The organism is Pseudomonas sp. B21-031, from assembly GCF_024748985.1.
GTDB lineage: Bacteria > Pseudomonadota > Gammaproteobacteria > Pseudomonadales > Pseudomonadaceae > Aquipseudomonas > Aquipseudomonas kermanshahensis.
In genome coordinates, this window is the sequence record NZ_CP087181.1 from 4527418 (window position 1) to 4542815 (window position 15398).

Consider the following 15398-nt stretch of genomic DNA (forward strand, 5'->3'; position numbering starts at 1 on the left):
CCATGAGCACACCCACGCAGAAACTCAGCCACGCCAGTTTGCAGGAAGCCGCGCACTGGTACGTGCAACTGCAAGACGAGGACGCCAGCCCGCAGGTGCGCCACCAGTGGCAACACTGGCTCGACCAGCACGGCGACCACCGCGCAGCCTGGCACTACGTGCAACGTGTCGGCCAGCGCTTCGCGCCTTTGCAGGCCGAAGGCGCTGCCGCGGGCCGGGCCCTGCGCGAGCACGACCCGCGCCGCTTCAGCCGGCGCACCGGGCTCAAGACGTTGCTGGTGCTCGGCGCCAGCTCGCTGCTCGGCTGGCAGGCCTGGCGGGGTGCGCCATTGCCGGGCTGGGGTGCCGACTTTACCACCGGCATTGGCGAAACCCGGCAAACCCGCCTGGCCGACGGCAGCCAGCTGTGGCTGGGCGCCCAGAGCGCAGTGGACCTGGAGTTCTCGGCGCTGAGCCGCGTGCTCACGTTGCGTTTTGGCGAAATCCTGGTAGAAACCGCCGCCGACCCGCGCCGGCCATTTTTTGTCGACACCGCGCAAGGGCGCATACAAGCCCTGGGTACCCGTTTTGCGGTGTGCCAGCAGGGCGGGACCACGCGGCTGGACGTGTACGCCGGTGCGGTCGAAGTGTGCACTGCGCAACGGGCCGAGCGCCTTATCGTCCAGGCCGGGCAGCAGGTGGTCTTCACCGCCCAGGGCATCAGCGCGCCGCGCCCGGCGCAAAGCGCGGGCGAGTCGTGGATTCATCAGCGCCTGAATGCCGAGGACATGCCCCTGGCGCAGCTGTTGCAGACGCTGGGCCGCTATCGCCATGGCCACCTGGGCTGGCACCCGTCGGTGGCACAGCTGTCGGTGATGGGGGCTTTTCCGCTCAACGATACCGACCGCGCACTCGACCTGCTGCAGGCGGCGCTGCCGGTTCGCGTGCAAAGGCTGACGCCCTGGTGGGTGAGCGTCGAGCCGGCGTGAAGAGTGGGGCTGATGGGTGGTTGCCGATAGGTTTGCGGCGCTCGATTTCACAGGCGCTACAAAAACAACGCCATACACCCCCAAAGTCCTCATGCAAAAAAAACGCACCCACCGGTTCCCTTTTCCCAATCTCGTTCGGTTAACCCCTCACAACCTTCCTCAACTGACCGTATCGACCTCAGGGACCAGCATGCCGACGCCCCTCCACCCCGCCTTTCGCCTGGCGCTTGCCGCCCCGCTTTCCCTTTGTGCCGCTGCACCGCTGATGCTGCCGGCGACCTTGGCGTACGCCGAACAAGCGATCAATGCCGAGACTGCCTTCAACATCGCCCCCGGCTCGCTGACCAGCGCCCTCAACCAGTTCAGTAGCCAGGCCGGCATCTACCTGGCCGGCAGCAACGCATTGGCCGCCGGTAAAACCAGCCAGGGCCTGCAAGGCCGCTACAGCGTCACCCAAGGGCTGGCCCGCCTGCTGCAAGGCAGCGGCCTGCAGGCTGTACCGCAAGGCAGCAGCGGCTATGTGCTGCAACCGGTCGAAGACGGCAACGCTTTACAACTGGATGCCACCGCCATCAACGCCGCCACCCTGGCCGTCAGCAATGGCCAGGGCGACACGGGCTACCGTGCGGTCTCCAGCGCCACGGCCAGCAAGACCAGCAGCGCCCTGGCCGACACCCCGCGCTCGGTCTCGGTGGTGACGCGCCAGCGCATGGACGACCAGCAATCGCAGACCCTCACCGAAGTGCTCGGCTATGTACCGGGCATCTTCTCCCCACCCTTTGCCGGTGGTGACGGCCAGGCCGGCGACCTGTTCTTCATCCGTGGCTTCAACGCCACCGACTATGGCTACGGCTTGCTGCGCGATGGCCTGCGGGTGCAAGGCAACCGCTACGACACCAGCAGCGAGCCCTATGGCCTCGAGCGCGTGGAAGTGTTCCGCGGCCCGACCTCGATCCTGTACGGCGAGAACGCCCCTGGTGGCGTGGTCAACCTGGTCAGCAAACGGCCGACCGCCGAGGCCCGCGGCGAAGTGCAGCTGAGCTATGGCTCGCACAACCGCCGCCAGCTGGGTGTCGACGTCTCCGGCCCATTGAACGATGAAGGCAATGTGCTTGGCCGCCTGGTAATGATGGGCCGCAACGCCGATACCCAGGTCGATCACCAGCCTGATGACCGCCTCTACATCGCCCCGTCGCTGACCCTGAACTTCGACGAGTTCAACAGCCTGACCGTACTGGCCACCTACCAGCGCGACCGCACCTTGATGGAGCTGGGCTACCCCGCAGCCGGCACCTTGCTGCACAACCCCAACGGCAAGATCGACAAGGACCAGCTATCCGGTAACCCGGACTGGGACAACTTCGAACGCGAAACCTGGAGCCTGGGCTATGAGTTCAGCCACCGCTTCAACGACACCTGGCAGTTCCGCCAGAATTCGCGCTACATGCAGTCGCGCATCGACCGCCAGGAAATGTGGCCAGGCAGCCTGAACAACGGCGGCTTCGGCACCACCTTGGGCAACACTGCCTACGACCGCTACAACAAGTCCATCGCCTACTCGCTGGACAACCAGTTCGAAGGCCACTTCATCAGCGGCGCGTTCGACCATACCTTCCTGGTAGGTGCAAGCCTGGACCGCACCTCGTTCAACCAGGATTGGGACGCCGGCAACGGCGGCACCATCAACGTGTTCAATCCGGTCTGGAACGGCAAACCAAGCACGCCCCTGCATGTGCAGAACGCCTTGCTCGATCAAACCATGTACGGCCTCTACAGCCAGCTGCAAACCAAGGTCGACAACTGGGTGTTGCTGCTCGGCGGGCGCCTGGACCGGGTCAACAGCCAGTTCCGCAACAAGGTCGGCAACCCGCCAGTCGACATGGACAGCTGGGACAGCAAGTTCACCTGGCAGACCGGCGTTATGTACCAGTTCGAAAACGGCCTGTCGCCGTACTTCAGCTATTCCACCGCCTTTGCCCCCACCCAGCAGACCGAGAGCAAGAGCGGCCCGCTGGACCCGACCACCAGCGAACAGTACGAAGTGGGTATCAAGTACGAGCCCAAGGGCTGGAACACCGCCTTTACCGCGTCGGTGTACGACCTGCGCAAGAAGGACGATGTGTTGTTCGACTCAAGCGTCGGCGACTACCGCCAGATCGGCGCCAGCCGCGCCAAGGGTGTGGAACTGGAGCTCAACAGCGACCTGAGCGAAAACCTCAACCTCACCGCGGCCTACACCTACACCGATTCGCGCATTACCAAGGACGTGGCGGGTTCGCTGTATGAAGATCACCAGATGACCGGCGTGCCGCGCAACCAGGCATCGGTGTGGAGCACCTACCGTTTTCGTGACGGGCTGTTGAAGGGGCTTGAGATTGGCGGTGGCGTGCGTCACTTCGACAGCACCTTCGCTTATACCCCGGCGAGCCTGTACGGCAAGCTCGATACCGGTGATGTCACGCTGGTAGATGCCAAGGTGGGGTATACCTTCGACGAAAACTGGTCGGTCGAGGTCAATGCCCGCAACCTGTTCGACAAAGAGTATGTAGCAGGCTGCAACAACGCCGGGCGTTGCTACTGGGGTGAAGAGCGGACCTTGCTCGGTACCGTTTCGTTGCGCTGGTGACCCCTTAAACAAAAGACCCCGGGCATCTGCATGACCGGGGTCCTTGGATCACGCCGCAAGCGTCGCGATCAGGGTATCGCCAAGATTACTGCGGCTGAGGCAGTTTATCGATCGGGCCGCAGCCACCGATGACCTTGGAGATGGAAACCGAAGGGTGGAACAGGTAGTCGTACGAGCAGTTCTTCTGCTGGTTGTAGACTTGACCAGTGCAGCCGGACAGCAGGGCAACGCCCGAAACGACAGCAACGGCAACAGTGGCTTTCAACAGCTTTTTCATACTAAGTCCTTTAAATGAATCGTCGGCCATCGTACTGATGGCGCCCGGATCATACAGAACCAAGGCATTGGATCCAAGTCGCACAGGCTGCGATGTAAGAATGCGTCGCATACTTGTAGCATTAATGGACAGTTGAAAAGTAAGCCGCCGGGGAAGATAGTCTGTAGTTCTGCCTTGCACCTGCACTATTACAGGAGTTCCCCCCCATGCTGGGTGTTACCGACTACGGCGCCTTCGTCATCGCCTTCATCATCGTCCTGGCAATCCCTGGCCCGGGCAACTTTGCCTTGATCACGGCCACGGGCAAGGGTGGCATCAAGGCCGGCTTGGCGGCGACCTTCGGGGTAATCCTGGGTGACCAGGTGCTGCTGTGGCTGGCCGTGGCTGGCGTTGCCACCTTACTTGCCGCCTACCCTGCCGCCTTCCACGTGGTGCAATGGGCGGGTGCTGCGTACCTGGCCTACCTGGGCCTGCGCATGGCGCTGAGCAAACCCGGCGGCGCCCCGCGTGCAAGCCGCATGGACAACGGCCACTACTTGCGCCAGACGATGATGATCACCTTGCTCAACCCCAAGGCGATCATGTTCTACATGGCGTTTTTCCCGCTGTTCGTCGACCCGGTGAAGCACCAGGGGTTGCTGACCTTTGGCTTTCTGGCGGCGACCGTGGCGGTGGTGACGTTCCTGTATGGGCTGATTGCGGTGGTGTTGACCCACCAGCTGGCCGAACGCATGCGCGCGAATCCACGGATTGCCAACCTGTTCGAGCGGTTGGCGGGGGTTTGCCTGGTTGGGTTCGGGATCAAGCTGGCGGCGATGCGCTGATTCGAGATTTCCGGGGCTGCTGCGCAGCCCATCGCAGGCAAGCCAGCTCCTACAGGTACTGCATTGCCTTCAAGGCTTGCGCTGTACCTGTAGGAGCTGGCTTGCCTGCGATGGGCCGCAAAGCGGCCCCAGGTTTACCCAAAACGCATAAACAACAGAAGAGCGCAGTTGTCATTTCTTGAACTGTAAAGGATGGCGAATCAGCCATCCGCCCTACAGCTAACCTTCAGTTTTTTCCCCTATCTTGTAGTCCATTTCCCAAACATACTCACGATCCGCTCAAACTGTTGCGAGTGCTTGGGTCGCGCTCTAGTCTCGCCCAGTCGTTGCCAAATCAACGACTGGCTTTGACAGGCCGACAACCCAAGTTTCCGTTGCAGCGCTTCATGGCGGCTGTACATAGGGCACATTCGTGTGCGCCGGATTGCTTGGGTACCGGTCTGTCAACCTGTGTATAGCTGTCTCCATTCGTTTGACAGCGTTGCCAGGCAGCTCCACTTACCCAAGGAGCTTTCATGCGCAAGATAGTCCCCGATCCGCCCTACTCCCTCGCACATCCCCCCAGCGCCGCGCACGGTGGATTGAACGTTCGAGTAGCTGCGTAGCCAGGCCCGGCCCCTTCGCGGGCAAGCCCACAGGGCTCTTCTCCATACCTGTGGGAGCGGGTTCACCCGCGAAGAGGCCAGGCCCGGCACTAAAGATTCCAGGGAGTTAAATGACGACTACAGCCACCCCAAAGCCGCCCACCACTGTCGGCCTGACAACGTTCTACCAAGGCGAAAACCAAACCCACCCACTCTTTCGCATCGAGCCAGGCATCTGCTGCCAAAGCGCCCGCGAACAGGCATCCGAGCTGATGGGCTATGTACGCGACATGACCCTGACAGGGTTAATGGAGGGCGATCAGAAGTTGATCTGGGCTTCGCATTACCTGAGCGCGATGGCCAAAGCGCTGCTTGATGATGCGGAACTGGGGATGATGAAGCATTAAGGCCAAACAACGAAAAAGCCCCTGAAAACTCATCGTTTTCAGGGGCTTCATCTACCACATGTATGGCGGAGAGATAGGGATTTGAACCCGCCCGACGCACTCAATAGGCCGCCGCAGGCCAGCATAACCGGCTACTATGACGTTGGCGGATGGCCGGCTTAGGTCTGAGACGCCCTAGAATTTGCCCTAAATTTGCCCTAAGAACTCTCGCACCTGGAGCATGCTCATGGATGAACAAGCCTCGACCACAGCCGACACCCTTGAGCTGTTGCTTCTGAACCAGGTTGCTATCAGAGCAGCGCTGGAGGAGCTTTCGCTGTGGGTGAGCCATCGCGGCTCAGTCGATATTCATGAAAACGTAATGGCCGCCCTGACGACCCTCGATATCCATGCTGAGGCGATTTCAACTGGGATTGCACGCCTGAGGGCTTGAGCGGCCACTCTCCTGACGGGCGTAAACGCTCTCGACTTACCAAAACCACACCTGAGCAGCGCCGATGATGGATTGGGATGTTTTTCTCCAACTCACTGATTTCGCTTACATAAAATCTTTAGTGAAATTCTCGTACCAATTCTGTCCCAATCTCAAGTTTCTCCCCCTTACCCTTTCTCGGCCCCTTGCCGCTGTGGCGGAGGGTCAAGTCAGGGATGTCTACTGCGGGATCTATCGCATCGAGCGAAATGCAAAAACTACCTCCTCTCGCGATAGGAAAGCTGGCTCATTCCTGAACGAAATTTTCTCAGCTAAATCCTCACTTCTAGAATCTAGCTGCCCATGCATCGTCGGCGGGCTAGACAAGGCTTAAATCGCGAGATACCTTAAGGTCATAATGGCAAAAAACCATCAAAAAACTCATACATGCTGATATCTAGAGGGAACTAAATATTTTGAAAACTCTATCAATCCAACCCTCCCTATATTTAAGCTTTGTTAAAAAAGCCGCTCAACCCGCCTCTAACTTACAGTCAATAAGCCCAAAAGAATGATTACCTCACTATCACTCAAGCATTTCAAGTCTGTGTCCAACAACCACCCCATACAATTTAAAAATCTTTCTGTAATCTGTGGCTCCAACAGTTCCGGCAAAAGCTCGATTCTTCAGTCCATCCTAATGCTGAGTCAAACATTTTCCTCTAGATACTTGAAAAAAACCGTTTCACTCAACGGAAAACTAGTTCGACTTGGCTCCTTTACAGATATATTAAACCACACCTGCAAGACTGACGAAAGATTTATAGACATAGCGATTGAACTACAGTTCAGCAAAAACTCACAATCGTGGCTATCAACTAAAAAACTTTCTTTGAAGTACACCTTCGCAAACATAAGCGACAACAACAAAAAGTTCGAAGGCGAGTTCCACCCAGAAATTATTCGCGGCGAAATCGCTCTAGGCCAAAGCTCTGGCGGCAACTACGATGAGTATATAAAATTTTCATCACAAGAGCCAGGTCGTACCAACCCTGAGCTATTTTCAGTCCTAGACTTAGAATCTGCAAACAAATCAGAAATCGCCAAAGAACACCCCGACTACAAGATCGAAGGGGTATCACGACAAGATCTAATTCCTAACATACTACACCTAAATTACGACCTAACAAAAAAACTCAGCCAGACCCTTGTACCCTTCCTCATTGGCACACCGAATTATTTGAAAACAGTTAAAGAGGATGATCAAAAAAGTCTGGAAACCTCAGAAATCCCTAAAGCCTTATTAGATAAGATCAAATCAATGATAAGCGCTGAAATTGAAGACCAGACTAAAAACTTTAAAATACCCGAAGAGATAATCAATCTTCTCGATGCCAGTCAGAAGGTTGTAGACCGTGAACACATTCGCAAGGTACTCGCAGAGCAGGCAATTAGTCTTGCGCCTGATTTGATCTCAATCCCCCCACTTTCCGAAAGCCTGAACATCATCGAGTGGCGGGCAATGATAGCTCGCCTTTCTGAGAAAGAGCGTAAAGCACTTTTCGATTTCCTGATTCGCAACAGAGACACTATTCAGGGCGTGTGGTATGCGAACATGAAGAAAACGCGCGCAAAAGCCACATACGAAATTAGTGCACTGGAACACCTAAATCTTTTCGGCTCTTTCATAATTCCACGACACATCAAATACCTTGGACCATTAAGAAACGAACCGCAGGCGATGTATCAGGCCTTTGACCTGTCTGAGCCAACGCTGGTCGGCCTTAAAGGGGAAAATACTGCAGCGGTACTCCACATAAATAAAGGTGTAAAAATACACTATACCCTGGCAGTAGAAACAGCTGACAATAAAATAGATTTTATAAAAAAATTTGACACACTAGGCGTAGCCTGCACGGAGTGGCTCACTTATCTTGGAGTGGTGACTGAATTCCAGACCTCAGACAAAGGAAAACTGGGTTATGAAATTTTAGTTAAGACAACCACCGATGATAGATTACAAGATCTAACCCACGTCGGCGTAGGTGTGAGTCAGATTCTTCCAATTGTCGTGATGGCCTTGCTTTCTGAGGATGACGACATTCTAATTTTCGAACAACCCGAACTCCATCTCCATCCCAAAGTCCAATCCCGTCTCACAGATTTTTTCTTAGCGATATCAAGCGGTGCAAAACAGTGTCTAATTGAGACACACAGTGAATATGTGATCAACCGTTTACGTCTCAGAATCGCTCAAAGTCGCAATGAAAATTTACGTGCCAATACAAATGTAATTTTTGTCGGGAAGAAAGAAAAAAATTCGGAATTCCAATCTGTTGACATTACATCATTCGGTTCGATCATCGATTGGCCAGAAGACTTTTTCGACCAGACAGACAAAGAAGTCGAGAACATCCTCCTCGAAGCAGTGGCTAAAAAAAGAGAAATTAAAAACCTTAGCAACTTGAAGGCTGAATGAGCATGCAGGTTATAGTGAGCTGTGATTATTTAGTCTCACCTGCTTTTTGCGACAGCAGCATGCTTTCGGAAAAAGTTAGCGACCTCATTGCCATAAAAAGAGAACTAGATGATGGCGGGAATAAGGTTATTATTGAGAGTGACTCCCTAGCTAAGTTAAGCGAACTAGAACTTTATCCTTGCACGCAAATATTCAATCATAACATTCCAGCAGAATTACGAACTGAATTCGCTCCAAAAGACATAGCCGCTATCGTCCGCAGCATTGCAAGCATGCTTGTAGAAGACGACGAATGCCTTCTACCTGAATGCGCGGGGGAGTGGAACTCTATTGCATTGAACCCACAGTTAGAAGGCTGTAAGTTTGAAAGATTCGTACCGCTCACAAAATTAGTGGAGGATGTTTTCCTTGCTAGCCAGATCCACCACAAAAGCTTGTCTATCCTACACCACCCGTTAGGGGCTCAAACTAACGCCATCAAAATCACTGGTGAGTTAAAGCACAGCGTGCCGGAACTAAGCGATGAGTTTCCGATAGCACTTTCGGACGAGGTAAAGATCTATTCGACATACCCGAGATTTTTAGCTCAATTTAATTCTTCTGACATGTATCAGCAGGCAGATACGCCCGCAAAGATACACGCAGCGATCATGATAGGCGCCGCAACAATTCTGCAAAGATCTGGAAACTCAGAACTGCAGAAGTTTTCATTTGGCGAAAATTTTATAGAATCATTACACGCTCACCAATGTGCGCCTGGACAAAAATTTTCAAATACAGCATTTGACGTTATCTGCCACGTTATCGCCTCACTCCCAAAATACCCTCACAACCCTATGTATTCCGACCTTAACAAGAAAACCCAGAAGAAGAAAAACGAGGCCCTTGGCTGGCGCACTCAAATCACAAAAGGCAATCCTGCTTTACGACTTATGTATTGGTCTAAAGACGACACAATTGAACTTGCGAATGTGGGAAACAAAAAAGAGCTGGTTATACTGTGAGTGCCCAAACGTAGATACAGGTGCGCACATGAACGAAAGAGGCGCCCAAGCCTAGGTTTCCTGAGGCTTAGGTGCCTTTTACATTCAGGCATAAGCGCATAAGCGGGGGTAAATTAGCATAGCGATCTCCCCCATTTTGCCGCTGCTAGACCTATTATTTTGGAGCGGAAGCCTGTCCACGAACACGCAGATTGTGATCCGCTATCGCCTGAAACAAAAATTCGACCAGAACACGGAGACGCTCAAATTCAATCTCCGAGCAGCCTAATGATTGCGCGTCGTGATATCGCCTCATCGCACCAACGGCCTCCAGCATCAGAGGGTCGCCTGGCAGGATCACGGCCGACAATTCCTTTGCAACTCTTTTAACTCCGCAATAGCAGGAAAGCATTGAGTATAGCCGATTGGGCGATAGGGATTTGAATCCGCCCGTCTCTGGAGATAGGGGCATTGGCGGAATCCGAGAACAACTTTCGCGACCTGCAGGACCGCCGCCCCTGATTGGAGATCAGCAACCCCTCTATACAGCCGCCTGATCTTTTTTTAACTTCTTAGTAAAAATAGATTTCTTTAGTTCATTTGTTCCAACAATGCCTTGCGCCACCTTTAGCAACTCAGCCAGTTGCATTTCAGCTGAAGAGAGCTGAACCCAGATCTTCCTCATTCCAAATAATTTGACCAGCCCACGAAGTTTTATACCCTGCCGATCATGCGAATCACGCTCGACCAAGCCAGGAATATCTTCAGTGATTGCTCGCGCAACAACCTCAAAATCTTCTGCGCTTTCAACCAGTTCGAATATGACCCTACCAAACTCTTCGTCTAGCCAGTTATGCCAATAATTCTTGAACGGCCCCATGGGACCGAATGACACAGGCCGACCATCAGAAAGGAAGTTAATACCAACTTTTGGGTAGAATTCATCAAAAAGACTAATAACTTCACTATCATCCCTTCGCGCGAGAATCCCTTGCAACCTATCCAGCATACGTTCCCCGTCGACCAACAAAAAGTATTTACAAAACCTATACCTATCGATCGAACTTAGAAATACAAGCATAGGCTGCCACTTTCTTGAATCTGGGCTCGCGGCTTCCTGATAAAAGAGCTCAGCTATATCTTCCGATGAATGCTTTATAAAGGCTGCCGCGTAGTACTCCATAATACTCTTATGAAGAAAAGCGACCCCCCCAATACCTTCCTCCATCATAAGGCATGCGACTTTGACAATATCCTTCTTAAACCCTTCCACTTCACACTTACACTCATCCACATACTGGATAGCAGCTTCAAAGGATGACTCAAAAGCCTCAGAATCTAAAGTTCGACCATGACCAAGCTCCACCACCATAAAACAAAAGGCCTCGAATACCTTCTGCAACTTTCTTTCGGACAACCCACTGAAGTGCTTACGATTGAAACCTATTTTCAATCTGTCATGACGTGTAAACACGACATGAAAAAGCTTTTCGAAAAACTCCGGAAGAGTTGGAGGAATCTCTCGCTCAGACTCATAGACCAAAACAACCAAAGTCATCATCAATGGAGTGCTAATTATACCTTCGATATTAGACGGACTTTGCTCAATTGCACTAATTAGCTCAACACGCTTAGCCGAGGTGATCTTTAGCCTCCTCATGAAAGGATCATAATCGGTCGACCTCAACGGCAACAGATCTACCACTTCAAACCCAGGCAACTTCTGAACTTCGTTACCCGGCCTAGAGGATACAACAAGACGTAATTCTGGATGCTTAATATGAAGATACTCAATCTCCTCAACGACATCATTAATAACATCTTCGCTAACCTCATCAAACCCATCCAGCAGCAAACAAAGCTTACCAGATGAAGCGATGTGTTCAAAAACGTCAGATGACATATCTAAACCTATTGAACTCATGTAGCGCTCAACAGCTTGAACGATGGTTCGCTTCTGTGAGATCGTTCGGAGCTCTATAAATACAGGGATATTAGCTACAGCTTCATCCCTAAGCATTGCAGATGCCAAATACCGCAAAAAAATCGACTTACCTCTACCTACGATACCTTGAATTATTAAGTTTCCGCCAGGTAAGTCTGCAATATTATTAATAGCTATTCGCTCATCAGCCACCATGATAGATGACGGATAATAGAAATCCATTACTGACATTTCTTTGTCAGGGGACCAAATAGTTTTGACTTTTTCAACCTTCAGCAGGCCACGCGCAAACTTTTTACCTCCTTGCGCAATATGTATTTTTTCTATCGAGTTTTTGACGCCACCTTTGGCCATGTTATACAAGTCAGTTATAACAGGGCTTAAGCTACGAGCAACCATACCCGTTAATGCTGCGGAAGTAAGTGCCATTGATCATCCTTAATATTGCAAGAAAAACGTCTACGCGCACCTGCATGCTAGCTTTTTGACACCACCAAAATCTACTACCTAGCTCTTTGAAATCACATTTAATTCAGCGATTGCCTGAAATAGAAACGCACCGAGTCGCATAGTCTCCACGACCAGATCACTGTAGAGCAAAGGCGAGTCAATGCAGTTCACCTCCAATGCGTGAACCTGATGAACCGTGCACACTGCAGCTATGGCATTGAACTCGCTGGGACGACCAAGAGCGTGAACATGCTCAACGGATCGCGCACCTGGTGGCAGATCCTATTAGAGTTAAAACAACTGCCCCAGAGCCGCCGGGTGCCAGTTCATTATCACCAGCTCACTAGAGACCTCAGCCTTGCCCTGACGCTGATTGGTATTGCTGTAGCGGATATCTAGGTAGTCGAAGTGGAAACCTTCAAATGCTCGGCGGATGTCCGGGTGGTCATTGATGCTGACCATCACCCTGCCCTTACAGCGGCGCATGAAGTCAGCCATGCGCTCATATTCCACGAACGGGAAGTCCACGCCGTAGCCTGCAGTCTGCCAGTACGGCGGGTCCATATAAAAGAACGTATGCGCCCGGTCGTAACGCTCGGCACAGGCGAGCCAGGACAGGTTTTCGACGTAAGTACCGGCGAGACGCTGCCACGCGGCGGACAGGTTTTCTTCAATCCTCAGTAGGTTGATGGCCGGCCCGGTGGTGCCGGTACCGAACGTCTGCCCGGTGACCTTGCCTCCGAAAGCATGCTGCTGCAAATAGAAGAACCGGGCAGCGCGCTGGATATCGGTCAGAGTTTCGGGGCGCGTCATCTTCTGCCACTCGAAGATCTGCCGGGAACTGAGCGCCCATTTGAACTGGCGCACGAACTCCTCCAGGTGGTTCTGCACAACACGGTAAAGGGTGACCAGGTCACCGTTGAGATCGTTCAGTACCTCGACCGGGGCGGGCTGGGGGCGCATGAAGAACAACGCAGCACCCCCGGCGAAGACTTCGACATAGCACTCATGAGGGGGAAAGAGAGGGATCAAGCGGTCAGCCAGGCGGCGTTTGCCACCCATCCAAGGAATAATAGGAGAGGTCATAGGTATGCAAGTCTTTACTGTATGGATAAACAGGTGTTAGGCTCGCCGCGCTTTGTGCACAAGGCAGGGGCTACGGCTGGACTTGCAGGATGGGTCTGCGGGTTCGGCGGGCCGGGCTGGATGTTGACGCATCTTCCTGGCTCGCCTCTTTTTACTTGGTGACTTCGCGCACGTAGGCCTGGCAGGCCTGCAGTGCGATCAGTCCTCGATCACCGGTGTCGGTGATGCCGATAATTCGTTGAGCATGCGCTGGGTCAAGTTGGGCACGAATGGGTCCATGAACCATGCCTCCGGTGCCGGCGGCTTCTCGCACCCCACCGTCACAACCCGGGGCGGCAAAGGCTCCGGCGTCGACAAGGACTGACAACCGCAAGTCAGCAGTAGCCAGCCTGTCACGCAGGCGATCTTGAATCTGTTTTGCATCGTTCATCTCCTTCCAGTGTGTTTTGCCCTGCTCCTGCAGGCGATCCTCCAGGTCTTTTTCGCTGAGTTTTCTGCTCAGCCAGCTGCTCCAAGGCTGCAGCTGCAGCCTCCTCACGTTCATGACCATGAACCCGATCTCTGTCCGCCAACTGCTGGACATAACCTGCAGCCTGCTCAGCCAGCTGCTTTCCGTACTCGCTGGCCTGCCAGACCCAAGCCCCACGCCCGCCGGCATAGAGCCCGACCGCAGCGGCCAGAAGCGCGATACGCCAATTCAACGCCATTACTGCAGCACCTCAAGCGCACGCTTGTAGAGCACCTGGCGATCCTTCAACCCATTCAGACCACCATTGATACGGCGGGTGATCAGCTCGAACACCGAGTCATCGCCCCGCAGCACCTTATCCGCGAGGCTATTGAGTCCTGCCCGCTGCCAGTACCAGCCGGCCGACAGCGATGCATAGACGGGCTGCTCAAGCAGGTCAGGGGTATTGAGCAAGCGGCTGTCACCGAACAGCGCTTCGCTGCAGGCCTCGTAGTTGTCGCGGCCAGTTATCTGAATAAGCCCACGGCCACGGTACCGCTGACCATCGCCGTCAGCCGCCGGGGTGTTGCCGAGGCGCTCCGCCAGGCGCCCGGTGTCATACTTGGCCAGGTAGGCATCGCTACCGAGCTCGCGCACATACAGCAGCTGGCCAGACTCATGGCCGACTTGTGCAAGGAACGCAGCCATACGCCGAGGGGTGATGATCGAGTACTTGCCCATTGTTGCGTTGAGGCCGGGAACAAAAACGCCGGCTTTTCGGCCGGCGTTTGGGAGGATCTGTTGCAGCTGTTGAACTGAGATAGCCATTGGTCTCTCCAGTGATGGCCGTATGCGGCCATAGGGGTTAGAGCTGCTCAACCTTGAGCGGCTTGTCGTCTTTCTTTTTCTTGCCCGAGGCCTTGGCCTTGCCCTTCTTGCCGCCGTTGCACTCGACGGTCGTGGTCCACCCGCTGGCCGTGAACACTTGCTCCACGCTTTCCACCAGGTACTCACCATCGAACCCGACCTTGAAGTCCTGGGCATTTACCAAGCACTCCGCAAATAGGTCGTGCCGGCCAGCCATCTCCAGGCGCACGCCAGCGGTGCTGCGGTTGAACGCGGCCAGCCGCGCCTTGGCGGCCTGTCTGGCAGCAGTCTCGTTGGGGTAGATATGCCGGTCGGTATGAACTGGGGGCAGGCCGTCCGGCGATTCGTCGTTGTCCAACTGGACCACCTTCAAAGCACCAGTTTTCTGATCTTGGTGCTGGGTTTTCACTGCCTTCTGTGTACTACGGTCGCTTAGCCGAAATTGATAGCGGGAGACGTCCGTTTTGTTGACTGTGACGACCTGCAATGACTTGCCCGAAGTGCTCTTCCCGCCCTGCCGGGGCATAACCAGCAACTTGCCCTGGGCGACCTTGGCGGTGCTGTCGTACTGCCGTGCCAGGCGCGTGACAAAATTGAAATCCGATTCGTTGCGCTGATCGATCCGCTCGACCTTCGTCGTGACCGGGCAAACGACCTCCCAGCCGTTGCGCTTGGCAATTTCAGTGACGATCTCGGACAGCGGCACACCCTCCCAACTGCCGCTACGGATGGTCTTACCGCTGCCACGCATGTCGCTGGCCTTGCCGCGAATGGTCAGCTCATCAGGCGGACCGGATAACTGCACCTCGTCCACGGTGTAGGCGCCCATGCGTTTGAGTGGCTGGCCCTCGTAACCCAGCAGGACCTCCACCACCCCTCCCCGGGCTGGCAGCGCCACTGCCTGGTCGCGGTCGTCAATGCGCAGCTCAAACTCGTCCGACTCCATGCCAGGCTTGTCCGAGATCCGCAGCAGCAGAAGGCGGTCATTGATCAGCGCGGTAATGTCCTTGCGGTCCGCGATGATTCGATACGTTGGTTTCAT

General features: G+C 54.2%; 12 protein-coding genes and 1 pseudogene. 7 read left to right on the forward strand and 6 right to left on the reverse strand.

The window, feature by feature from the left end:
* The first annotated feature begins 2 nt into the window (after positions 1-2).
* Together LOY53_RS20110 and LOY53_RS20115 are read left to right on the forward strand one after the other, a co-directional pair.
* Positions 3-968: a FecR domain-containing protein gene (locus tag LOY53_RS20110; protein WP_258703184.1), complete on the forward strand. Its 966-nt coding sequence runs from the start codon at positions 3-5 to the stop codon at positions 966-968.
* Between the two features lie 190 nt (positions 969-1158).
* Entirely contained in the window at positions 1159-3594 is a 2436-nt protein-coding gene (locus tag LOY53_RS20115) for a TonB-dependent siderophore receptor (RefSeq protein WP_258703185.1), read from the forward strand.
* Between the two features lie 85 nt (positions 3595-3679).
* Here LOY53_RS20115 and LOY53_RS20120 read toward each other — a convergent pair whose 3' ends face one another.
* Complete coding sequence (locus LOY53_RS20120) at positions 3680-3871, reverse strand: DUF4223 family protein (protein WP_027594641.1); 192 nt, start codon at positions 3869-3871, stop codon at positions 3680-3682.
* 206 nt (positions 3872-4077) lie between these two features.
* On the opposite strand from LOY53_RS20120, the gene LOY53_RS20125 reads away from it, so the two are divergent.
* The 5 genes from LOY53_RS20125 (at position 4078) to LOY53_RS20145 (ending at position 9581) form a co-directional block, all read left to right on the forward strand.
* Entirely contained in the window at positions 4078-4695 is a 618-nt protein-coding gene (locus tag LOY53_RS20125) for a LysE family transporter (protein WP_252825462.1), read from the forward strand.
* Positions 4696-5410: 715 nt separating this feature from the next.
* Complete coding sequence (locus LOY53_RS20130; RefSeq protein ID WP_099430202.1) at positions 5411-5686, forward strand: DUF3077 domain-containing protein; 276 nt, start codon at positions 5411-5413, stop codon at positions 5684-5686.
* Positions 5687-5912: 226 nt separating this feature from the next.
* Positions 5913-6119, forward strand: coding sequence for a hypothetical protein (locus LOY53_RS20135; protein ID WP_258703186.1), 207 nt, complete (start codon positions 5913-5915; stop codon positions 6117-6119).
* A 550-nt stretch (positions 6120-6669) separates the two neighbouring features.
* Entirely contained in the window at positions 6670-8577 is a 1908-nt protein-coding gene (locus tag LOY53_RS20140) for a DUF3696 domain-containing protein (protein ID WP_258703187.1), read from the forward strand.
* Entirely contained in the window at positions 8574-9581 is a 1008-nt protein-coding gene (locus LOY53_RS20145) for a hypothetical protein (protein WP_258703188.1), read from the forward strand. The genes LOY53_RS20140 and LOY53_RS20145 overlap by 4 nt, the downstream gene beginning before the upstream one ends.
* A 520-nt stretch (positions 9582-10101) precedes the next feature.
* Here LOY53_RS20145 and LOY53_RS20150 read toward each other — a convergent pair.
* The 5 genes and pseudogenes from LOY53_RS20150 to LOY53_RS20170 form a co-directional block, all read right to left on the reverse strand.
* Positions 10102-11934, reverse strand: coding sequence for an NACHT domain-containing NTPase (locus tag LOY53_RS20150; RefSeq protein ID WP_258703189.1), 1833 nt, complete (start codon positions 11932-11934; stop codon positions 10102-10104).
* A gap of 312 nt (positions 11935-12246) precedes the next feature.
* A complete protein-coding gene (locus tag LOY53_RS20155; protein WP_258703190.1) occupies positions 12247-13041 on the reverse strand; it encodes a DNA adenine methylase in 795 nt (264 codons plus the stop codon).
* A gap of 151 nt (positions 13042-13192) precedes the next feature.
* A pseudogene (locus tag LOY53_RS20160) lies at positions 13193-13748 on the reverse strand (lysis protein).
* Positions 13748-14317: a glycoside hydrolase family 19 protein gene (locus tag LOY53_RS20165; RefSeq protein ID WP_258703191.1), complete on the reverse strand. Its 570-nt coding sequence runs from the start codon at positions 14315-14317 to the stop codon at positions 13748-13750. The pseudogene LOY53_RS20160 and the gene LOY53_RS20165 overlap by 1 nt, the downstream one beginning before the upstream one ends.
* A 37-nt stretch (positions 14318-14354) precedes the next feature.
* Positions 14355-15398, reverse strand: coding sequence for a phage late control D family protein (locus LOY53_RS20170; protein ID WP_258703192.1), 1044 nt, complete (start codon positions 15396-15398; stop codon positions 14355-14357).

Excerpts from the sequence above, each read along its gene's own strand:
- LOY53_RS20110 (WP_258703184.1), top strand. The coding sequence starts at position 3 with ATGAGCACACCCACGCAGAAACTCAGCCACGCCAGTTTGCAGGAAGCC.
- LOY53_RS20115 (WP_258703185.1), top strand. The coding sequence starts at position 1,159 with ATGCCGACGCCCCTCCACCCCGCCTTTCGCCTGGCGCTTGCCGCCCCG.
- LOY53_RS20120 (WP_027594641.1), bottom strand. The coding sequence starts at position 3,871 with ATGAAAAAGCTGTTGAAAGCCACTGTTGCCGTTGCTGTCGTTTCGGGC.
- LOY53_RS20125 (WP_252825462.1), top strand. The coding sequence starts at position 4,078 with ATGCTGGGTGTTACCGACTACGGCGCCTTCGTCATCGCCTTCATCATC.
- LOY53_RS20130 (WP_099430202.1), top strand. The coding sequence starts at position 5,411 with ATGACGACTACAGCCACCCCAAAGCCGCCCACCACTGTCGGCCTGACA.
- LOY53_RS20135 (WP_258703186.1), top strand. The coding sequence starts at position 5,913 with ATGGATGAACAAGCCTCGACCACAGCCGACACCCTTGAGCTGTTGCTT.
- LOY53_RS20140 (WP_258703187.1), top strand. The coding sequence starts at position 6,670 with ATGATTACCTCACTATCACTCAAGCATTTCAAGTCTGTGTCCAACAAC.
- LOY53_RS20145 (WP_258703188.1), top strand. The coding sequence starts at position 8,574 with ATGAGCATGCAGGTTATAGTGAGCTGTGATTATTTAGTCTCACCTGCT.
- LOY53_RS20150 (WP_258703189.1), bottom strand. The coding sequence starts at position 11,934 with ATGGCACTTACTTCCGCAGCATTAACGGGTATGGTTGCTCGTAGCTTA.
- LOY53_RS20155 (WP_258703190.1), bottom strand. The coding sequence starts at position 13,041 with ATGACCTCTCCTATTATTCCTTGGATGGGTGGCAAACGCCGCCTGGCT.
- LOY53_RS20165 (WP_258703191.1), bottom strand. The coding sequence starts at position 14,317 with ATGGCTATCTCAGTTCAACAGCTGCAACAGATCCTCCCAAACGCCGGC.
- LOY53_RS20170 (WP_258703192.1), bottom strand. The coding sequence starts at position 15,398 with ATGAAACCAACGTATCGAATCATCGCGGACCGCAAGGACATTACCGCG.